Origin of the sequence: Collinsella aerofaciens, from assembly GCF_018785245.1 — a bacterium.
GTDB classification, from domain to species: Bacteria; Actinomycetota; Coriobacteriia; order Coriobacteriales; family Coriobacteriaceae; genus Collinsella; species Collinsella aerofaciens_AD.
Map to the genome: position 1 here is coordinate 63252 of NZ_WQPL01000024.1, position 18679 is coordinate 81930.

The window sequence follows — 18679 nt, forward strand, 5'->3', positions numbered from 1 at the left end:
GACTCCTTAATACTGGTGACCGGTGGAATGCGACAGAGGGGCTGTCCCTTTGTCACATTGGCAATTACTAGGCGGACTTCTTCTTGCTGTCAGAGACCATCATGTAGACGGTGAGCACGACGGCGATGGCGGCGATCACGATGGCGCCGTAGAAGGACTGCTGGTAGGCGGCGCTGCCGGCCTCGGCGTGATACAGCACGGCGGTGATGGGCTGGCTGATCCAGGTGGAGGCGGCGTAACCCAAAAACATGATGCCGTAGTTGACGCCGATGTTGCTGGTGCCGAAGGCGCCACCGGTGAGCGGCGGGTAGATGACGAGCAGGGCGCCAAAGCTAAAGCCGAGCAGGGCGAGCGCCACAAAGAACATGCTCTGCGTAAAGCTCATCGACATGATGACGAGCGCGACGATGGTGACGACAAGGCTGATGAGCAGCGACTTATAGGCGCCGAGCTTGTCGATGATCTGGCCAAAGGACAGACGACCGACCAGGTTGGCGCAGGTGTTGACGGAGACGACCACACCGCCGAGGGCGACGGCCGCGGCACTCGTGGGGTCGGCGAAGAGCTGGACGGCGGCGATGGAGGCAACCTTGCCCACGAGCAGGGTGCCCGCGGTGGCGGCAAAGGCGAAGGTGACGATGAGGACCCAGAAGCGCGGGGTCTTGACCATCTCGCCCGGGGTGAGGTCACCGAAGGTGCCGGCATGCGCGCCGCCCTTGGGGGCCTCGAAGCCCTCGGGCAGCCAACCGGCCTCGGGGGCCTTCAGGAACAGGGCGGAGGCGGCGATCGTCACAAAGAAGATGACGCCGAGCGCCTTAAGGGCGCCAAAGATGCCCAGGCTCGGGATGAGCAGCGAGGCGAGCACCGGGGACAGCACGGCGGGGCCGGCGGTCGAAGCGGCCAGGGTGATGCCGGAGGCGAGACCCTTCTTGTCGATGAACCACTTTTGGCCGGTGGTGAGCGCCGGGTTGTAGCCCAGGCCGTTGCCGATGGCGGCGACGAGCGAGAACCACAGGTAGAACTGCCACGGCTCGGTGACGGTACCGGACATGAACCAGCCCAGGCCGTAGCACACGGCGGCGGCGATCACGACGTTGCGCGGGCCGATCTTATCGGAGATGCGGCCGGCGAAGATGCCCGTCACGGCCATGATGGTCTGAAAGACCGGGAAGGCCCAGGTAAGAGCGCTGGACCACTCGGGGTAGACGGCGAGCAGGTTCTTGCTCACGACGGAATACAGCGCGATGGAGCTGATGAAGAACATGGTGACGCACGCGGCGGAAAGCACGACGGCGCGACCCTTGTTGGAGTTGGTGGAAGCCATTGGACTCTTTCTAATCGATACGGGGGAGGAACAGGCGTGTCTGCGAGTCCTCCCTGTCGGGTTGGTTTACTGGTCAGTCGGCTTGGCGACGCCGGACTCATCGGACCAGAGCTCGACACCCTTGTTCTTAAGGTAGTTGTCGGCATAGGCGCGACGGCCGCCGGGCTTGGCGGTGAGGTCGCCCATCATGTTGGAGAAGCCGCCGTCGACCTTGATGGCGTCGCCGGTGGTAAAGTCCGAGCGCTTGGACGCCAGGAACATGACGGCGTTGGCGATATCGCTGACCTCGCCGATGCGGCGCGTGGCGATCAGGCGGCTGCGGCTCTTTTCGACCTCGGGGTCGGCGTAGAAGTTGGCCGACATCGGGGTCTTAACGAAGCAAGGCTCGACGCAGTTGGAGCGGACGCCGTAGGGGCCCCATTCGGCAGCCAGCATCTTGGACATCATGTTGACGCCCGCCTTGGTGGAGCTGTACACGCCCGAGAACGTCTCGGGGGAGTGGCTGGCAACGGTCGAGATGTGCACCAGGCGACCCTGGCCGGCCTTGATCATCTCGCGACCAAAGCGCTGCGAGGTGATGAAGTAACCGGTGAGGTTGACGTTGAGCACCTGCTCCCAGTCGCTCAGCGGCAGGTCTTCCATGGCGGCGAAGCGCAGGATACCGGCGGTGTTGACGAGGACGTCGACGCGACCGAAGTCGGCGATGGTGGCGTCGACGGCGGCCTGAACCTCGGCCTCGTCGGTGGCGTTCATCTTGTAACCCTCGGCGTGGATGCCAAACTCGGCAGCGAGGTCGGCGGCAGCAGCCTTGACCTTCTCCTCGTCCAGGTCGAGCAGGACGACGTTGGCGCCGTTGCGGGCGAACTCGCGGCAAATCTCGACGCCCATACCGCCGAGCGCGCCAGTCACGGCGCAGACATCGCCCTCGAGCTTAAGCCAATTGCTCATAGGAACTTCCCTTCTTGTGCCTCCCGGTGGGTCGCTCCCATTAACCGACCCACGTGGTTTTCGCTGGTTATCGTATGCTTTGCATTTGCGCAGGTGAATTGCATATTTGTTAGAATGGCGTTAACCGTAGGTTTACACTGTGCGATGCAGATTATTCTCAATTGAGCGCGTGACCTGCGAAAACAACCCCCTGTGGCACCATGCGGTCACAGGCGCGAAAACGGGAGATTGACGTGTACGATCGACGACTTGAGGCCATATCGGCCGCCGCGGAGCTGGGAAGCTTCTCGCGTGCGGCGGCAAAATTGCGTGTGTCGACGCCGGCACTCGTCAAGCAGGTATCGGGTTTTGAGGCGGAGTTCAGTATTACGCTGTTCGAACGCTCGCACTCGGGCGTCAAGGTGACGCCGGCGGGCGCTCTGCTGGTGGATGACGCGCGCTCGATCATGCGGCAGTCCGAGGACGCGCTGCGCCGTGCCCGACGCGCGGCGGGCGATGGCGGTGCCGTGCGCCTGGGCGTGTCGATGATGTGCCCGGGGCGCCAGACGCTGTCGATGTGGACGGGCGTACACGAGCTGGAGCCATCGTTGCGCTTCGAGATCGTGCCGGTGAGCGACCTCTATGACGAGCGCGAATCCGTCATGCGCAGCCTTGGTCGCGAAGTAGATGTGGTGCAGTCGAGTTTTTCGACCCCACGCTGGGGCGATGCCTGCCAAAAGCTCCGCATCGTTAACGTGCCGTTTTATATCGACCTGCCGCGCACGAGCCCGCTGGCGCGCAAGACACGCATTACGGTCGCCGACCTGGAGGGCATGCGCCTGCGCGTGCTCCGCCACGGCAACGACGCAATGGACAGCCTGCGCATCGACCTTCTGGCCGACGGCGGCGTTGACGTGATCGACGTGGACAGCTTTGACTTTGCGCTCTTTAACGAGGCAGAGGAAAAGGGCGACGCGGTGCTCACCTGCGGAGCGTGGTCGGGGGTGCACCCAGCCTTTGTGGGCGTGCCGTTCCTGTGCGGCCGCGAGGTGCCGGTCTTTCTGCACTACCCGCTCGAGCCCACCCTCCAAGTCCAAAAATTCGTCAACGCCATGGCCCAACTCCTCAAGTAGCCAAAAGAGTCCCGTCCCAAATTAGCTACCCTTTGCTACGGGTTTAGCGGTCCTCGCGTTGCGGCCCGGCTGCCTCGGCTGTCTTTACGCGGTTCTTGTCGATGTACGTGTTTTTGTCGGCCTGGGAAAAGAGCTCGCGCATCGTAGGCGGTTCATCAAAATCACTGGAAAGCGCGAAGCCCACCGCATAGCTGATGGGCATGTCGGGGTGAGCCTCGGAATACTCGTTCACGTTCGCACGGACCCGAGCGAGACAGGACTCCACGGCAGCCCGATCGGAATCCCGCAGCACCGCGATAAACTCATCGCCGCCGTCGCGGCCCACAAAGCACGTCTCGGATGCCACACTTCCCAGTTGTTGGGCAAAAGAGCGAATGTATTCATCGCCCTTCTCATGACCGAAGTTGTTATTGACCGTATGCAGATTGTTAAGGTCGAAGACGCACACCGCAACGGGCGCCTCCGCGGAGACAGGCTGCTCCTGCCCCAAGACCTCCTCGCACTTGTTCTTGTTGGGCAGTCCTGTGGCTTCGTCGAGATAGACTTTGTTCTGCAGTTCGCGATTGAGCGCGGCAGTTCGCACCGCGCGAACAAGTTCGACCGCAAAGGTCGCCACCAAGCCCATGATGTCGATGATCACCAGGCCCTCGAGATAGTTGAGCGCCGACGCCTTCTCCTGAGAGTAGTCCTCCGCGAGTCGTGTAGCATCGTCACAAATACCAAAGAACTCCTCGCTCATCGCGATGATATCGGTGTTCTCGTAGCCGACTTCACGCACACGGGCAATCTCGGTGCAAAGCTCATCAAAATAATTTGCAAGCTCGGTCATTTTTGCCTGATACTCATCGTCGTCGAGACGGACGAGGTTGAGGTCGTCACTTCCGTAACGCAAACCGTTGATGTATGAATCCACGGCTTTGAGCAGGTCATCTTGAGGCTGGCCCGCGTCCTCGAGCTTAACGATTCGCTGCGTGGTGCCGCGCACCAGGCCGGCGTAGTTGACCACACGCGCCGTGCCCTGGATATCGGAGACGAGCAGCATGACATTGATGAAGAAGAAGATGAGAACTGCCGTGAGCACCATCATGAGCAGGCGCACCGCCTGGCTGGCCTTCTTGGCGACAGAAGTATTCACAAGTTCACTTCCCTAAATGACAAAAGAACAGGTAGCACGCAGTGTGCTGAAATTCATGGGTGGTTAACTCTACCATATGGGCCAGCAGCCTTAAACTGCAGCAGACGCTCGTCCAAATTGGCGTGACGCTTGCCTTGTTGTTCTTGACCTGGCCGCGCTATCGGACATGCTTCTGGTCTTGGATCACCATGGGAAAGCTCATCCCGTTTTGTGCGTACAGAGTGGGATGCGGCTTCCCAAAGGTGCCGTTAGGGGAAACCACATCCCGGTTTATGCCCTTGAAATGGGATGCCGTTTCCCGGAGGGGGCCCAGCGGGAAACGGCATCCCATTTTTGGCCCGAAAAGTGGGATACGGTTTCCGGCCGGCATGAAAAAAGCCTCCGCAGTTCGTGTAGCTGCGGAGGCTTTATTCGTTGCGGTGCATTGTGTTTGGGTCGTTGAGATGAGTCGATTTGCCCCGAAAGAGGTGGGCATTGACCTTGGGATCATGCCCGATGAATGAGCGGCAAATCGGCCATCTCGGCGAGCCGAACTACTCCAGCTCAAACGCTCCGGTATAGAGCTGATAGTAGTATCCGCGCTTGGCGATCAGCTCGTCGTGGTTGCCGCGCTCGATGATGCGGCCGTGGTCCAGACAGATGATTGCGTCGGAGTTGCGCACGGTGGACAGGCGGTGCGCGATGACAAACGTCGTGCGGCCTTCCATGAGCTTGTCCATGCCGGCTTGCACGATGGCCTCGGTGCGGGTATCGATGCTCGACGTGGCCTCGTCCAGGATCATCGCCGGCGGATCGGCGACGGCGGCGCGTGCGATCGAGATCAGCTGGCGCTGGCCCTGCGACAGCTGTGCGCCGTTGCCGGTGAGCATGGTGTCGTAGCCGTCGGGCAGGCGGGTGATAAAGTCGTCCGCGCCCGCGAGCTTGGCCGCCGCGATGCACTCCTCGTCGGTAGCGTCCAGATTGCCGTAGCGGATGTTATCCATCACGGTGCCGGTGAACAGGTTCACGTCCTGTAGCACGACGCCCAGCGAGCGGCGCAGGTCGGCCTTGCGGATCTTGTTGACGTTGATGCCGTCGTAGCGAATCTTGCCGTCGGCGATGTCATAGAAGCGGTTGATGAGGTTGGTGATGGTCGTCTTGCCGGCACCGGTGGCACCGACAAACGCGACCTTCTGGCCCGGCTTGGCAAACACGGACACGCCGTGCAGCACCTCATGGTCGGGTGTGTATCCAAAGTCCACGTTGTCCATGACCAGGTCGCCGCGCAGCGGTACGTACTCGATCTCGCCGGTTGCGCGGTGCGGATGCTTCCACGCCCACATGCCGGTGTGGTGGTCGGCTTCCTCGAGCTGCCAGGTATCGGGGTTCACCTGCGCGTTGACGAGCGTCACGTAGCCTTCGTCGGTCTCGGGCTTCTCGTCGATGAGCTCAAAGATGCGGTCGGCGCCGGCGAGGCCCATGACCACGGCGTTGATCTGCTGCGAGATCTGACCGATCTGTCCGCAGAACTGCTTGGTCATGTTGAGGAACGGCACCACGACGGCGATGGACAGCGTCATGCCCGAGATGCTCAGGTTGGGCACGCCCAGCGCCAGGAAAATGCCGCCGGCAAGGGCCACCAACACGTAGAGCAGGTTGCCCAGGTTCATAAGGATAGGCATGAGGATGTTGGCGTACATGTTGGCCTTCTGCGAGACCTCGAAGAGCTTTTCGTTGCGCTCGTCAAAATCGGCCTCGGCGGCAGACTCGTGGCAGAATGCCTTGACGACCTTCTGGCCGTTCATGACTTCCTCGATATGGCCCTCGACCACGCCGAGCTCGGACTGCTGCGCAATAAAGAAACGCGCGGAGTTGGAGCCGAGCAGCTTGGTCATAAAGGTCATAAAGACGACGCCGGCCACAATGACCAGGCACATCCACACGCTGTAGTACAGCATGATAAAGAATACCGTGACGATGACGATGGTCGTCATGAGCAGGTTGGGCAGCGACTGGCTGATCATCTGGCGCAGCGTGTCGATGTCGTTGGTGTAGTGGCTCATGATGTCGCCGCGCTGGTGCGTGTCGAAGTAGCGAATCGGCAGGTCCTGCATGCGGTTGAACATCTTCTCGCGCAGCTTCTCGAGCGAGCCCTGCGTGACGATGGCCATGGCGCGGTTCCAGAAGAGCGAAGACAGGATGCCGACGCCGTAGATGCAGGCAAGGGTGGTCACGAGCTGCAGAATCTTGGGCTGCGCGGTCGTCCAATCGCCCGACTGCCACGATTCGCTAATAATCTGCAGGGCGCTCTGAAGGAAGGTCGCGCCGATGGAGTTGATGATGGCGCAGAGCACCACGCCGACGACGACGAGGGGCAAAAGCACGGGGTAGAAGCCAAAGAGCGTCTTGATGAGGCGCGACATGGTGCCACCCTTGCGGTTGAGTGCGCGCTCGGCGGTCGTTGCCTTACTCATGTGCCTCGCCTCCTTCCTGGGTCTGAGCTTGCGTTGCGGATGCCTCGGTGTCGGCCTCGACGGCTCCTTCGCCTTCGGCAGACATCTTGTTTTGCGAGGTGAAGGTCTCGCGGTAGATCTCGCTTGTCTTAAGCAGCTCGTCATGGTTGCCGATCTGCGCGATACGGCCACCCTCCATGACGATGATGCAGTCGGCGTCCTGCACGGAGCTAATGCGCTGGGCGATGATGAGCTTGGTCGTGTTGGGCAGATAGCTTGCCAACCCTGCGCGAATCTTGGCGTCGGTCTTGGTGTCGACGGCGCTGGTGGAGTCGTCCAGGATTAAGATCTTGGGGCGACGCAGCAGGGCACGCGCAATGCACAGGCGCTGCTTCTGACCGCCGGAAACATTGGAGCCGCCCTGCTCGATCCAGGTGTCGTAGTCCTTGGGGAAGCCGTCGACAAACTCATCGGCGCAGGCCAGATGTGCCGCCTCGCGGACTTCCTCGTCGGTGGCGTTCGGGTCGCCCCAGCGCAGGTTCTCGGCAATGGTGCCGCTAAACAGCACGTTTTTCTGCAGCACCATGGCGACCTGGTGGCGCAGTGCGTCCAGGTCGTAGTCGCGCACGTCCATGCCGCCCACGCGCACGGTGCCTTCGGTGGCGTCGTACAGGCGGGCGATGAGGTTTACGAGCGTGGACTTGGCCGAGCCGGTGCCGCCGATGATGCCGATGGTCTCGCCGCTCTTAATGTGCAGGTCGATATCGTCGAGCGCCTGGCGCTTCGCATGCGCGGAATACTTAAAGCTCACGTGGTCAAAGTCGATGGAGCCGTCGGCAACCTCGAGCACGGGCTCGGCGGGATCGGCGATCGTGGGCTCGGCGGCCAGCACCTCGGTAATGCGGTGCGCCGATTCGTCGGCCATGGTCACCATGACAAAGATCATCGACAGCTGCATCAGGCTCATGAGGATCTGAAAACCGTAGGTAAAGATCGAGGAGAGCTGGCCCACGTCGAACAGCGTGCCCTGGCTCGTGATGATGAGCTTGGAGCCCAGGTAGATGATGACGACAAACGCGCCGTTGACGCAGATGTTCATCATGGGGTTGTTAAAGGCCAGCAGCTTCTCGGCGCGGGTGAAGTCCATCTGGACGTCGCGCGCAGCGGTCGCGAACTTCTCCTTCTCAAAGTCTTCGCGCACATAGCTCTTGACCACGCGCATGCCGGTGACGTTTTCCTCGACGGACTCGTTAAGGGCGTCGTACTTGTGGAACACGCGCGAGAAGATGGGGCGCACCTTAAAGATGATAAAGAACAGTCCAAAGCCCAGCAGCGGAATGATGACCAGGTAGACCATGGCAACGCTGCCGCCCATGATAAACGCCATGGTAAAGGCGAAGATCAAGACCAGCGGCGCGCGCACGGCGATACGGATAATCATCATAAAGGCCTGCTGCACGTTGTTGATGTCGGTGGTCAGGCGCGTGACGAGCGAGGAGCTCGAGAACTCATCGATGTTGGCAAAGCTGAACGTCTGGATCTTGTAGAACAGGTCGTGACGCAGGTTCTTGGCGAAGCCGCAACTCGCATGGCTGCAGGTGACGCCGGCAGCGGCACCAAAAGCAAGCGACGTCAGCGCGATGAGCACCAAAAAGCCTGCGGTGGGAAGCATCTCGGCCACGGTGGCGCCGTCTTTGATGGCGTCGATCATGTCGGCGGTGATAAACGGGATCATCATTTCGCAGAGCACCTCGCCAAGCACCAGCAGCGGCGTGGCGATCGTGACCTTCTTGTAATCGCGGATGCTTCCCATGAGGGTTTTAATCATCCAGTTCCTCCCAGGTTACGCGGATTTTTTCGAGCATCTCGGCGAGCTGTTCGCGCTCGTCGTGCGTAAGGGCGCTAAAGGCCTGTTCTCTAAAGCGGATGCGGGCCGCCTGGTCGATGCGGGCGTTTTCCCGGCCGGTTTCGGTCAGGCGAATGGTGAGTTGCCGTCGATCCTTGGGGTTACGGCTGCGCTCGATGAGGCCGTTGACCTCGAGCTTGGACAGGATCTCGGAAAGCGACCCCGGTTTGAGGTCAAAGTGCATGCCGAGTTCCTGCTGAGACATCTCGCCGCCGGGCTGCTTGGCCAGCAGGCAGATGATGGGCGCCTTGCCGGACACGCCTCCGCCATGAAAATGCATGTAATGGCCGCAAAAACCCAGGCCGCTCAGGATGCGCTTGGCGAGTTTGTCTTCCGAGCTAACCGCTTCGGGTACATCCGCCGGCTGTGACGGGTCGCCGCCGGGCTCGTGCGAACAAAGGTTAAAAGGTTCATCGCACATGAATTAGTGTTGCTCCTTTCTTTAGTTAGGTAGTGGAATTGTTTTGTGCCTAACCAATCTAGGAGCATGAGAAATGAATGTCAAGGTACCAAACTTATTAAGTTACGGCGTTTTGCCAAACGCCGTAACCGCTCGACGCTGCAAGCGTTCCTAAGCGGCAATCTGTGATTCCGCCACGGTCCGCTTTGGTGCATGTGATCCCTTGGGGTCGGAGGAAAAGGGATCATTTTCCGTAACCTTTCCGCAACAATTTACCCTTCGCGCTGCTCGACTCCGCTCACAACGTCCCCTGCGCTACACTTAGTCGCACTGTGGCGCTGCTGCGCCGTGCCCGAACCAAGGGAGACCCTCATGAAGAACACTCAGCTGCTGCTGATCAACGATATGTGCGGCTACGGCAAGGTTGCGCTTTCCGCCATGCTGCCGGTGCTGTCGCATATGGGCTATCGCATCCACAACCTGCCGACGGCCCTTGTTTCCGATACGCTCAACTACCCCAAGTTCTACATCCACGACACCACGGAGTACGTGCGCCAGAGTCTTGCCATCTGGGAGGAGCTCGGCTTTGAGTTCGACGCTATCTCGACCGGCTTTATCGTGACCGAGGAAGAGACGCGTATCATCTCGGACTTTTGCCACCGCCGTGCGCAAAAGGGCACCAAGGTGTTCGTCGACCCCATCATGGGCGACAACGGCAAGCTCTATGCGGGCGTGCCCGAGTCCACGATTGGCCTTATGCGGCACCTGCTGGAGTGCGCAGACTACGCGGTGCCCAATTATACCGAGGCGTGCCTGCTTGCCGATAGGCCTATCGCCGAGCAAATTACGCCCGATGAGGCTCGCGCCCTTGTGGACGCCGTGCGCGAGCTGGGTGCCAAGTCGGTGGTCATTACGAGCGCCGTGGTCAATGGCACGAACGCGGTTATCGGTTACGACCATGTGGCGGGGGAGTACTTTACGATTCCCTTTGAGCTCATTCCGGTCTATTTCCCGGGCACGGGTGACACGTTCTCGGCGGTGCTCGTCGGCCGCGTTATGGCAGGTTGGAGTTTGCAACGCGCGACGTCCGATGCCATGCGCGTGGTGGCTGAACTTATCGAGCGCAATGCCGACCAAGAGGACAAGTCGGCTGGCCTTCCCATCGAGGCCTGCCTGGATGTGATTGACCATGAGTAATGCTGGCGAGGGCGGCGCCAAGCCTGCGGGCGAGAACAAGCCGCTCGGCGCGCCGCGGGGCAAGCGTCCGCGCATCCGCGTGAGCTGCGTGGACCAGCTGGGTGCGTGCCGCTGCCACCATGGTCACAAGCCGGGCGACGTTTTTGACTTCGACCGAGACCGCGGCAAGATGTGTGCCATGGCCTGCCATGTGGGCTTTCCCTATATCGATATCCTGCGCTATGGCGGAACCGTGCCTGGCAACGAGCCCGGTACGGCAAAGTTCTGCTGCCCCGAGGTCGATACGCTGAACGTCTGGCTTGCCGAGATCGTCGACGAGTAGTCGAGCGCAATGTGACAAAGGGACAGTCCCTTTGTCACATTCGCCGGGGCTGCCCCTTCTTTTTGCTTATAATCCTAAATCTCTGCATTTCATCCGATTTTAGGTTCTAAAAATCCTACATTTCATCGATAATTAAGCGCATAAAACTTTGCATTTCATTTGATGACACTGAGGGGAGAGCCTATGCTGCGCAGGAAAATAGCGGCAGAGCTGGAGCGTTGGCTGAAGTCTGCCGAGCAAAAGGCCTTATTCATCACGGGTTCTCGCCAGATCGGCAAAAGCTATTCGATTCGCGCATTTGGCAAAGCCAGCCATGCAACCTACATCGAGCTTAACCTCATGGAAAATCGCCAGGCAAAAGATGCTCTTTTCGAGGCGCGGGATGCCGATGATTTCATCAGCAGGGTGACGCTTCTTTCGGGAAAGTCGATTGCACCAGGCAAAACGCTCGTGTTTATCGATGAGGTCCAAGAGGCCCCCGACATCATGACGATGGCAAAGTTCCTTGTTGAGGACGGGAGGTGCCGCTGGGCGTTTTCGGGGTCAATGCTTGGGACCCAGTTTAAGGGCGTCAGGTCCTATCCCGTGGGGTATGTCCACGAGCTTAGGATGTTCCCGCTCGATTTTGAGGAGTTTTGCTGGGCAACCGGGGTGAGCGAGGGGGCTCTCCAAACGATACGTGACGCGTGTATCAGCGAGAGGCCCATTCCTGATTACATTCATGACGCGATGATGGCAAACTTCAGGACCTATACCGTTGTCGGCGGAATGCCGGAGGTCGTGCAGCGTTTCCTTGACACGCAGGGCGACCTTGCCTCTGTTCGTCAGCTACAGTTAGAGCTCAACGAACAGTACCGGCGGGATATCTTCAAGTATGCAAGCGGGCGAGCCCTTCAGGTACAGAGCATCTACGATCAGCTCCCTATTATGCTCGAGGGCGAAAACAAGCGCTTCGTGCTCAATTCCATTGACCCCAAGGCTCACTACGAGAAGTATCAGCGAGATTTTGTATGGCTTGTCGATGTCGGCGTTGCCCTCAAAGCCGATATCGTAACCGAGCCAAAATCGCCCCTGCTCAAGACGGCACGGCCATCGCAGTTCAAGCTATATCAATCGGATACGGGCATGTTGATGGCGCGCTACCCCGTTGGAGTCGCCCAAGCGGCGTATCTTGATAGCAGGGAGCCCAATCTGGGCGGCATTTACGAAAACGTGGTGGCCCAGCAGCTGGCTGCCCAAAATCGCCAGCTTTACTACTATCAGACAAAAAAGCGCGGTGAAGTGGACTTTGTGGTCGATGGGCCGGATGGGGCGGCTGTTCCGATCGAGGTTAAATCGGGCTCCTATTACCACGCGCACGCTGCGCTCGGTCATGTGCTTGATACGGCTGAATATGGCGTAAGGCTCGGGATTGTTTTCTCGAGAGGCAACGTTGAGCGCAACGGAGCGGTTCTCTATTTGCCGCTATATGCGACCTGGGCCCTTTCGGATGTTTTGGGCGACTCCTGCGCCGAGGGGATAAAGCTGGAGGTCAAGCCGGTCTAGGGCCAGTCCCGGATGTGGCAAAGGGGCAGTCCCTTTGTCACATTCATGAGCGTGGATTTTCTCCCGTTTAGAGCGCACTCGAGCGCTCAAAGTGGGAGAAAATCCACGCTCGTTTTATGCCGATGGCGTGGCACGTGCGTCCGCGTGCTCGCTTGCCTATAACTGCTCGAGCATGGCCGTGCAGCCGGCGAGCACATCGCGGTAGGTGGCATCGAAGTTGCCGGTGTACCAAGGATCGGCCACGTCACCGGGGCGATCGGTCCAATCGAGCAGGCGCGAGATCTTGCCGTCGGGGTCGTCGCCAAAGATGCGACGCAGGCCACGCGCGTTCTCGGCATCCATATAGACAATGTGGTCCCAGTCGCCATACTCCGCGCGGCGCACCTGACGTGCGCGATGTGCGACGACGGGAATCCCAACCTCGCGTAGCTTGGCAACAGTACCGTGATGCGGCGGGTTGCCGATCTCCTCGGTCGAGGTCGCGGCAGAATCAATGACAAACTCGCCCGCGCGCCCGGCGCGGTGCACCAGCTCGGTAAACACCGACTCGGCCATCGTCGAGCGGCAGATGTTCCCATAGCAGATAAACAGTACGCGTTGCATATGCGGTTTCCTTTCGATCGCCATCATCGAGTTCGAGTATCGCACCTACGCCTACGCCCTCGCCCGCTTGCGCTCCCAGCGAGCCAACTTAATCGTCACCAGCGTGAGCGCCCAGGCCACAAGCGAGAACGCGGCGCCCACTGCACCCACGTACGCAATGCCAATGCTGCTTACCACGGCGCCGCCCACTGCGGTGCCAAACGAGATGCCGACGTTAAACGCCATGGGCTCAACCGAACTTGCGAGTACCATCGACTTGGGATGGCGGCTGCGTGCCACGTCCATAAAGTGCGTGATGCATGAGACCGAGAACAGGTACATGAGCATCGCCAGGCTAAAGACAAAGACCAGCGCGAGCGGCATGGCGGCGCCCACGGCAAACAGCCCGAGCAGTGCCGCCGCCTGCAGCACAAACGTAACCAGCAGCGCCTTCATGCCAAAACGCGCATCGATCCATCCGCCCAGGATGTTCGAGATCAGGCAGAACACGCCATAGGCCATAAGTGTGGTGCTCGCCTGAACGGTATCCATGCCCAGCATCTGCTCCAGATAAGGCGTCACGTAGCCGTAGAATACGTAGACCGAGCCCACGCCAAACAAGAAGATGAGCATGCCGGTGATGATACTCGGCTCGCGTAGTAGCCCCGCCTGCTCGCGGAAGGTGGCGGGCTCATCGGTCTGCCCGGCGCGAGGCATAAACGCCACGAGCGCGCTACAGATCAAAACGGCAAAGGTCAGCGTGCCGTACATGGCCACGTGCCAATCGAGTGTGTCGGCCACAAACTTGCCAATCGAGGTCACAAAGACCATCGCCACGGAAAACGCGCCGTACACGACCGAGATGGCAAGTGAGGTTTGCTGCGGGGATAACAGCTCAGGGATGTACGTCACGCCCACGGCGAGCAGCGCACCCGAGACAGAGCCCAGGACAATGCGTGAGATAAACAGCACCTGGAAGTTGGGAGCCAACGCCATGACCAGGTTGCCGAGCACAAAGACGACGCTATAGCACACGAGCAGCTGGTAGCGGCGGAAGCGTCCCGTGCTGAGCGCAAGCACCGGCGTGGCGATAGCGTAGACGAGCGCAAACACGCTGATGAGCTGGCCCGCAGTGGCAAGTGATATGCCGAGTTCCGTTGCCAAGTCGCTTTCGATGCCGATGACCACGAACTCGGAGCAGCCGAGCGAGAATCCCAACAGCACGAGCAGCGCCAGGCAGAGCTTGGTGCGCGCGGGGGAGAGCGCGGCGGCGGTTGGCTTACTTTTAGGCGTGGTTGCGGCGGTCAAGGTTGTCACTCCAATGTCGCATGAATAAGCGGGATTCAATCCCTGCAACTCTAACAGAATGTGACAAAGGGGCAGTCCCTTTGTCACATGGAGGGCTTGCCTGTATAGTCGCAATACAGGCGAAGATGGTCTCAGGTACATCGCGGGCGGCAGGAGATCCCATGGGTATGCACACGACAAAGGTTGCAGTGGGCGAGGGCAAGTTTGCGCTCGAGGCCCAGCTGACGGTGACGCCGCGAGGCATGGCGGTGTACGCCTGCTCGCCGGAGTTTGCGCACCTGGGCGCCACGGCGCAGGCCATTCCGCGCCCCGAGCCCGGCCGTACGGCAACGGTGAGCATCCTGGCCGTTCCGTGCCATCGAGACGAGATCCCGGCGCACGATATCGCGGCGGCGCTGGCCACGCGCTTTGGCGTGCCGGTAGTTGCAAGCACGGGTTTTCATGTTGAACAAGCGAGCGGTGACGACCTGCAGCGCGTGCTCGACACCACCAAGGAGCTCATCGCCGCGCTCGAGGAAGCCGCAGCCCGCATTCTGCGCGCCGGCTGGGATGAGGGCGGTGCGGGCGCCGAGGTCGTGGCGGTCGATGCTGCGACCGGCGAGGCGCTTGGCCCCGTCGACCGCATCGAGGCCCATGCTGGTGAGGGCATCCTGCATCAGGCATTTCTGACGCTTTTGGTCGAGGGCCGGGGCGAAGACGCGCGCCTGCTGCTCTGTCGCCGCAGTCCGCTCAAGCGCCTGTGGGGCGGGGTGCTGGCCGATAGCTGCGCCGGCCATCCGCTCCCCGGGGAAGACGTCGCGGCCGCCACGGCGCGCCGCATCAACGAAGAGCTCGGCATTACGCGCGAGCCCGATCAGCTCAAGCACCTCGGACACGTGGTGTACCGTGAGGACCACGGCGACGGCCGCTGCGAGTGCGAATGGTGCGAGGTCTACCTTGCCCATGTTGAGCCGGGCGAGCTGCATATCAACCAAGAGGAGATCTCGGAGGTGCGCCGCGTGGCCCCGTCCGAGCTCGACGGCTACCTGCAGGGTCACCCCGAGCAGCTGGCCCCCTGGCTCCGCGAGGCTCTCAGCGACCCATCCATCCGTACGGCCCTCGCTATGTGACAAAGGGACAGTCCCTTTGTCACATCCAAACCGTCACAACATTCGGCGAAAATCTCGAAAACGAGGAAAAGCGTCGAATGTTGTGACGGTTTTTGTCTAGGGAATCGCTTCTCATCCAAAAAAATCCGCTTGACTGTATTGCCGCAACACAGCGCAACGTAAGGGGTGTCCGATAACGGGCGCCCCTTTTTAAGCGGCAACGTGGCTGCGAATCCGGAGCGCCCCCAACAAGAAAGGTGGGGAGATGGAAGCGGAAAAGAAGGCGTTTAAGATCACCAAGCGCGAAATTGGCTTTGTGCTGGGTATCGTTGTCTTTTTGCTGGTGAAGTTTCTTCCTTTGGCGGAGCTGAGCTCGACGGTCGAGCTCACGGTCGGCGGTCAGACCTGTCTGGCACTGACGCTCGCCACGGTGGTGTTCTGGGCATGTGGCGTGGCACAGCCGGGCTTTGTGGGCCTGCTCTACTGCGCGCTGCTCGTCCTGTTCAAGGTGTGCGTGGACGACACGGGCGCCGCGAGCATTTCGGCGACGGTCGCCTCTACGTTTAGCTCGTGGACCAAGGCCACCATGTGGCTCGTCATCGGCGCCTACCTCATCGCCAGCGCGGTCAAGGAGTCGGGCCTGGGCGAGCGTATTGCCTACGCGTTCATGCTCAAGTTCGTGCGCGACGCCAAGTCGCTCATCATCTCGATTTTCGCGCTCACCTTTGTGCTGTCGCTGCTGATCCCGCATCCGTTCCCCCGCGCCTTCCTCATCCTCGCCGTCGTCTCGGTCATCGCCGAGTCCGCCGGCTACGGTGACGACGACAAGGGCAAGCTCGGCTTCCTCGTGTTTGCCGCTGCCGCCCCGGGCTCCATGTTCTTCCTGACGGGCGACTCCACGCTCAACCCCCTCGTTGCACAGTACAGTGCCGAGGCCGGCGGCATGAGCCCGTCCTTCGTCGACTGGTTCCTGTACATGAGCGTGCCTATGCTGGTCGCGCTGCTGTGCACCCTGTTCTTGGGCCTCTTCCTCTTTAAGCCCAGCAAGGAGCTCGTCTACGATCGCGAGCAGATCGTGGCCAAGCAGGCCGCGCTCGGCAAGCTCTCCGTCAAAGAGATCCGCACCATCGTGTGGCTTGTCATCGCCATCGCGCTGTGGCTCACCGTTTCGGGCGATTACATCGGCTGGGTCACCCTGGCCATTGGTGTCGCTCTCGCCATGCCCATCATTGGCGAAGTCCTCACCCCCGCCAGCTGGAACGCTGTCGATATCAAGTCCCTCATGTTCCTGACGGCCGCCATGGCCGTGGGCTCCGTGGGCGGTGCCACCGGCATGAACGCCTGGATCGCCGACGTCGTGCTCCCCAGCTCCGTGCCCGAGAACATCTTCCTGTTCGCCCTGCTCGTCGCCGCGCTTTCCATGATCATCCACATGTTCATGGGCTCGGTCATGGCCGTGCTCGGCGTGTGCGTGCCGGCGTTCATCAGCTTTGCCGCCGGCTCCAGCGTGAGCCCGCTCGCCGTGGCGCTCATCGTCTTCACGTCCATCAACATCCACTACATCCTGCCGTTCCATAACCTGCCGATCCTTATCGGCGAAGGCAAGGACGCCGGCGGCTACACCTCCAAAGAGGCCATGCGCATGGGCATCCCCCTCACCGCGGTCGTCTTTGTCGTCGTGCTGGTCGAGGCCGCCTGGTTCCACCTCTTTGGCCTGATGTAAGCGGTCGGGCGTTCCGGCTGTAAGCAGCCAAGCACTTGAACTTCGAGCGGTCGAGCGCTCCATTTGTGAGCGCCGTGGCCCCATTACGTTACCCCGCCCGGCGGCACACCGCCGTCGGGCACTCTCCCGAAAGGAGCATGCCATGTCCACTACCGATGCTTCCCAGATCCACGACCTGCGTTCTGCACTCGACTTTTTGCGCGAGATGCCGGGCCAGCTGCTCGAGACCGACACCCAGGTCGATCCCGATGCCGAGGTCTCGGGCGTCTACCGTCACGTCGGTGCCGGCGGCACCGTCATGCGTCCGACCAAAGAGGGCCCGGCGATGGTCTTCAACAACGTTAAGGGCTTTGACGACGCCAAGGTCTGCATCGGCATGCTTGCCAGCCGCAAGCGCGTTGCCGCCCTGCTCGATCTGGACGAGGAGCATCTGGGCCTCGAGATCGGCAAGCGCTTCGAGAACCTGATCGCCCCTGAGCAGATCGCCGAGGGCAAGCACGTCGACTGCCAGGAGGTCGTGTACAAGGCGACCGACGAGGGCTTCGACCTGCGCAAGATCGTTCCCGCTCCCACCAACACGCCCGTCGACGGTGGCCCCTACATCACCATGGGCCTCGCCTACGGCACGAGCCCCGATGGCACCCAGTCCGACGTGACCATCCACCGCTTCTCCTGCGTCGACAAGGACAAGCTCGCCATGTGGATCACCCCGGGCAGCCGTCACCTGGGCGCGTTCTTTGACGAGTACTGCCAGCGCGGCGAGGACATGCCCATCTCCATCTCCATCGGTCTGGACCCCGCCGTGTACATGTGCTGCGGCTTCGAGGCTCCCACCACGCCGCTCGGCTTCAACGAGCTGCAGATCGCCGGTGCCCTGCGCGGCCACGCCGTCGAGCTTGCCGACTGCGTCACCGTTCCGCAGAAGTGCATTGCCAATGCCGAGTACGTGCTCGAGGGCTACCTCATGCACGACGAGACTATCAATGAGGACGTCAACGGCCACGGCTACGCCATGCCCGAGTTCCCCGGTTACACCGGCGGCGCCAAGGTCTGCCCGGTGATCAAGATCACCGCCGTCACCACGCGTGTCAACCCCATCATGGAGAGCTGCATCGGCCCTTCGCACGAGCACGTGTCCATGGCCGGCATCCCCACCGAGGCTTCCATCTACAAGATGGTCGAGACCGCCATCCCGGGCCGCCTGCTCAACGTCCACGCCGCTCCCTGCGGCGGCGGCAAGTTCGTTGCCATCATGCAGTTCAAGAAGTCGAGCAAAAATGACGAGGGCCGTCAGCGCAACGCCGCCATGCTTGCCTTCTCGGCGTTCTCCGAGCTCAAGCACGTCATCCTTGTTGACGAGGATGTCGATATCTTCGATATGAGCGACGTGATGTGGGCCATGACCACGCGCTTCCAGGCCGACGTGGACCTCATCACCATCCCCGGTTGCCACTGCCACGTGCTCGATCCGTCCAACGACCCCGCGTTCGATCCTTCGATTCGCGAGCACGGCATCGCCTGCAAGGCCATCTTCGACTGCACGGTTCCGTTCGACCTCAAGAAGAACTTCATCCGCTCGCAGTTCATGGAGATCGATGAAGAGAAGTGGGCCGCCGAGCTCGCCTTCTAGTAAGTAGCCCTATCAAATAGCTAAGGA

General features: G+C 60.8%; 15 protein-coding genes. 7 read left to right on the forward strand and 8 right to left on the reverse strand.

All coding sequences use genetic code 11. The features are described 5' to 3' along the window. Positions 1-67: 67 nt before the first annotated feature. Both GPK39_RS06405 and GPK39_RS06410 read right to left on the reverse strand, forming a co-directional pair. Positions 68-1324 (reverse strand): MFS transporter, encoded by a 1257-nt coding sequence (locus tag GPK39_RS06405; RefSeq protein ID WP_117646283.1) that lies wholly within the window; start codon positions 1322-1324, stop codon positions 68-70. Between the two features lie 66 nt (positions 1325-1390). Then, entirely contained in the window at positions 1391-2272 is an 882-nt protein-coding gene (locus GPK39_RS06410; RefSeq protein ID WP_118934451.1) for an SDR family NAD(P)-dependent oxidoreductase, read from the reverse strand. Between the two features lie 233 nt (positions 2273-2505). Here GPK39_RS06410 and GPK39_RS06415 point away from each other — a divergent pair, with 233 nt between their 5' ends. After that, on the forward strand, positions 2506-3384 hold the full coding sequence (locus GPK39_RS06415) for a LysR family transcriptional regulator (RefSeq protein ID WP_338404401.1): 879 nt from the start codon (positions 2506-2508) through the stop codon (positions 3382-3384). Between the two features lie 43 nt (positions 3385-3427). Here GPK39_RS06415 and GPK39_RS09750 read toward each other — a convergent pair whose 3' ends face one another. The 4 genes from GPK39_RS09750 to GPK39_RS06435 all read right to left on the reverse strand — a co-directional run bounded on the left by GPK39_RS09750 (position 3428) and on the right by GPK39_RS06435 (position 9278). Beyond that, complete coding sequence (locus GPK39_RS09750) at positions 3428-4519, reverse strand: GGDEF domain-containing protein (RefSeq protein WP_215674503.1); 1092 nt, start codon at positions 4517-4519, stop codon at positions 3428-3430. Between the two features lie 533 nt (positions 4520-5052). Further along, positions 5053-6972, reverse strand: a complete 1920-nt coding sequence (locus GPK39_RS06425; RefSeq protein ID WP_215674504.1) for an ABC transporter ATP-binding protein — start codon at positions 6970-6972, stop codon at positions 5053-5055. Then, positions 6965-8779: an ABC transporter ATP-binding protein gene (locus GPK39_RS06430; RefSeq protein ID WP_215674506.1), complete on the reverse strand. Its 1815-nt coding sequence runs from the start codon at positions 8777-8779 to the stop codon at positions 6965-6967. The genes GPK39_RS06425 and GPK39_RS06430 overlap by 8 nt, the downstream gene beginning before the upstream one ends. Continuing rightward, positions 8772-9278, reverse strand: coding sequence for a MarR family winged helix-turn-helix transcriptional regulator (locus GPK39_RS06435; RefSeq protein WP_215674508.1), 507 nt, complete (start codon positions 9276-9278; stop codon positions 8772-8774). Before GPK39_RS06435 ends, GPK39_RS06430 begins: the two co-directional genes overlap by 8 nt. 351 nt (positions 9279-9629) lie before the next feature. Between GPK39_RS06435 and GPK39_RS06440 the strand changes: the two genes are divergently transcribed. The 3 genes from GPK39_RS06440 (at position 9630) to GPK39_RS06450 (ending at position 12321) form a co-directional block, all read left to right on the forward strand. After that, positions 9630-10454, forward strand: coding sequence for a PfkB family carbohydrate kinase (locus tag GPK39_RS06440; protein WP_215674510.1), 825 nt, complete (start codon positions 9630-9632; stop codon positions 10452-10454). Then, on the forward strand, positions 10447-10776 hold the full coding sequence (locus GPK39_RS06445; protein WP_215674512.1) for a TIGR04076 family protein: 330 nt from the start codon (positions 10447-10449) through the stop codon (positions 10774-10776). Before GPK39_RS06440 ends, GPK39_RS06445 begins: the two co-directional genes overlap by 8 nt. 183 nt (positions 10777-10959) lie before the next feature. Continuing rightward, the gene (locus tag GPK39_RS06450) at positions 10960-12321 is read left to right on the forward strand and encodes an ATP-binding protein (protein WP_215674514.1); all 1362 of its coding nucleotides are present in this window, start codon (positions 10960-10962) and stop codon (positions 12319-12321) included. Positions 12322-12477: 156 nt separating this feature from the next. Here the strand turns inward: GPK39_RS06450 and GPK39_RS06455 are convergent, their stop codons facing one another. Together GPK39_RS06455 and GPK39_RS06460 are read right to left on the reverse strand one after the other, a co-directional pair. Continuing rightward, the gene (locus GPK39_RS06455) at positions 12478-12924 is read right to left on the reverse strand and encodes a low molecular weight protein-tyrosine-phosphatase (protein WP_215674516.1); all 447 of its coding nucleotides are present in this window, start codon (positions 12922-12924) and stop codon (positions 12478-12480) included. A gap of 51 nt (positions 12925-12975) precedes the next feature. After that, positions 12976-14220, reverse strand: coding sequence for an MFS transporter (locus tag GPK39_RS06460; RefSeq protein ID WP_338404402.1), 1245 nt, complete (start codon positions 14218-14220; stop codon positions 12976-12978). Positions 14221-14372: 152 nt separating this feature from the next. On the opposite strand from GPK39_RS06460, the gene idi reads away from it, so the two are divergent. The 3 genes from idi (at position 14373) to GPK39_RS06475 (ending at position 18652) form a co-directional block, all read left to right on the forward strand. After that, the gene (gene idi / locus GPK39_RS06465) at positions 14373-15320 is read left to right on the forward strand and encodes an isopentenyl-diphosphate Delta-isomerase (RefSeq protein ID WP_215674518.1); all 948 of its coding nucleotides are present in this window, start codon (positions 14373-14375) and stop codon (positions 15318-15320) included. Between the two features lie 244 nt (positions 15321-15564). Beyond that, entirely contained in the window at positions 15565-17022 is a 1458-nt protein-coding gene (locus GPK39_RS06470) for an SLC13 family permease (protein WP_070100742.1), read from the forward strand. A gap of 142 nt (positions 17023-17164) precedes the next feature. Next, a complete protein-coding gene (locus GPK39_RS06475; RefSeq protein ID WP_215674520.1) occupies positions 17165-18652 on the forward strand; it encodes a UbiD family decarboxylase in 1488 nt (495 codons plus the stop codon). The last annotated feature ends 27 nt before the right edge of the window (positions 18653-18679 follow it).

What these genes read in the sequence shown, in the direction of transcription:
- GPK39_RS06470 (WP_070100742.1), top strand. Translation starts at nt 15,565, where the DNA reads ATGGAAGCGGAAAAGAAGGCGTTTAAGATCACCAAGCGCGAAATTGGC.
- GPK39_RS06405 (WP_117646283.1), bottom strand. Translation starts at nt 1,324, where the DNA reads ATGGCTTCCACCAACTCCAACAAGGGTCGCGCCGTCGTGCTTTCCGCC.
- GPK39_RS06450 (WP_215674514.1), top strand. Translation starts at nt 10,960, where the DNA reads ATGCTGCGCAGGAAAATAGCGGCAGAGCTGGAGCGTTGGCTGAAGTCT.
- GPK39_RS06475 (WP_215674520.1), top strand. Translation starts at nt 17,165, where the DNA reads ATGTCCACTACCGATGCTTCCCAGATCCACGACCTGCGTTCTGCACTC.
- GPK39_RS06445 (WP_215674512.1), top strand. Translation starts at nt 10,447, where the DNA reads ATGAGTAATGCTGGCGAGGGCGGCGCCAAGCCTGCGGGCGAGAACAAG.
- GPK39_RS06435 (WP_215674508.1), bottom strand. Translation starts at nt 9,278, where the DNA reads ATGTGCGATGAACCTTTTAACCTTTGTTCGCACGAGCCCGGCGGCGAC.
- GPK39_RS06455 (WP_215674516.1), bottom strand. Translation starts at nt 12,924, where the DNA reads ATGCAACGCGTACTGTTTATCTGCTATGGGAACATCTGCCGCTCGACG.
- idi (WP_215674518.1), top strand. Translation starts at nt 14,373, where the DNA reads ATGGGTATGCACACGACAAAGGTTGCAGTGGGCGAGGGCAAGTTTGCG.
- GPK39_RS06410 (WP_118934451.1), bottom strand. Translation starts at nt 2,272, where the DNA reads ATGAGCAATTGGCTTAAGCTCGAGGGCGATGTCTGCGCCGTGACTGGC.
- GPK39_RS06440 (WP_215674510.1), top strand. Translation starts at nt 9,630, where the DNA reads ATGAAGAACACTCAGCTGCTGCTGATCAACGATATGTGCGGCTACGGC.
- GPK39_RS06425 (WP_215674504.1), bottom strand. Translation starts at nt 6,972, where the DNA reads ATGAGTAAGGCAACGACCGCCGAGCGCGCACTCAACCGCAAGGGTGGC.
- GPK39_RS06430 (WP_215674506.1), bottom strand. Translation starts at nt 8,779, where the DNA reads ATGATTAAAACCCTCATGGGAAGCATCCGCGATTACAAGAAGGTCACG.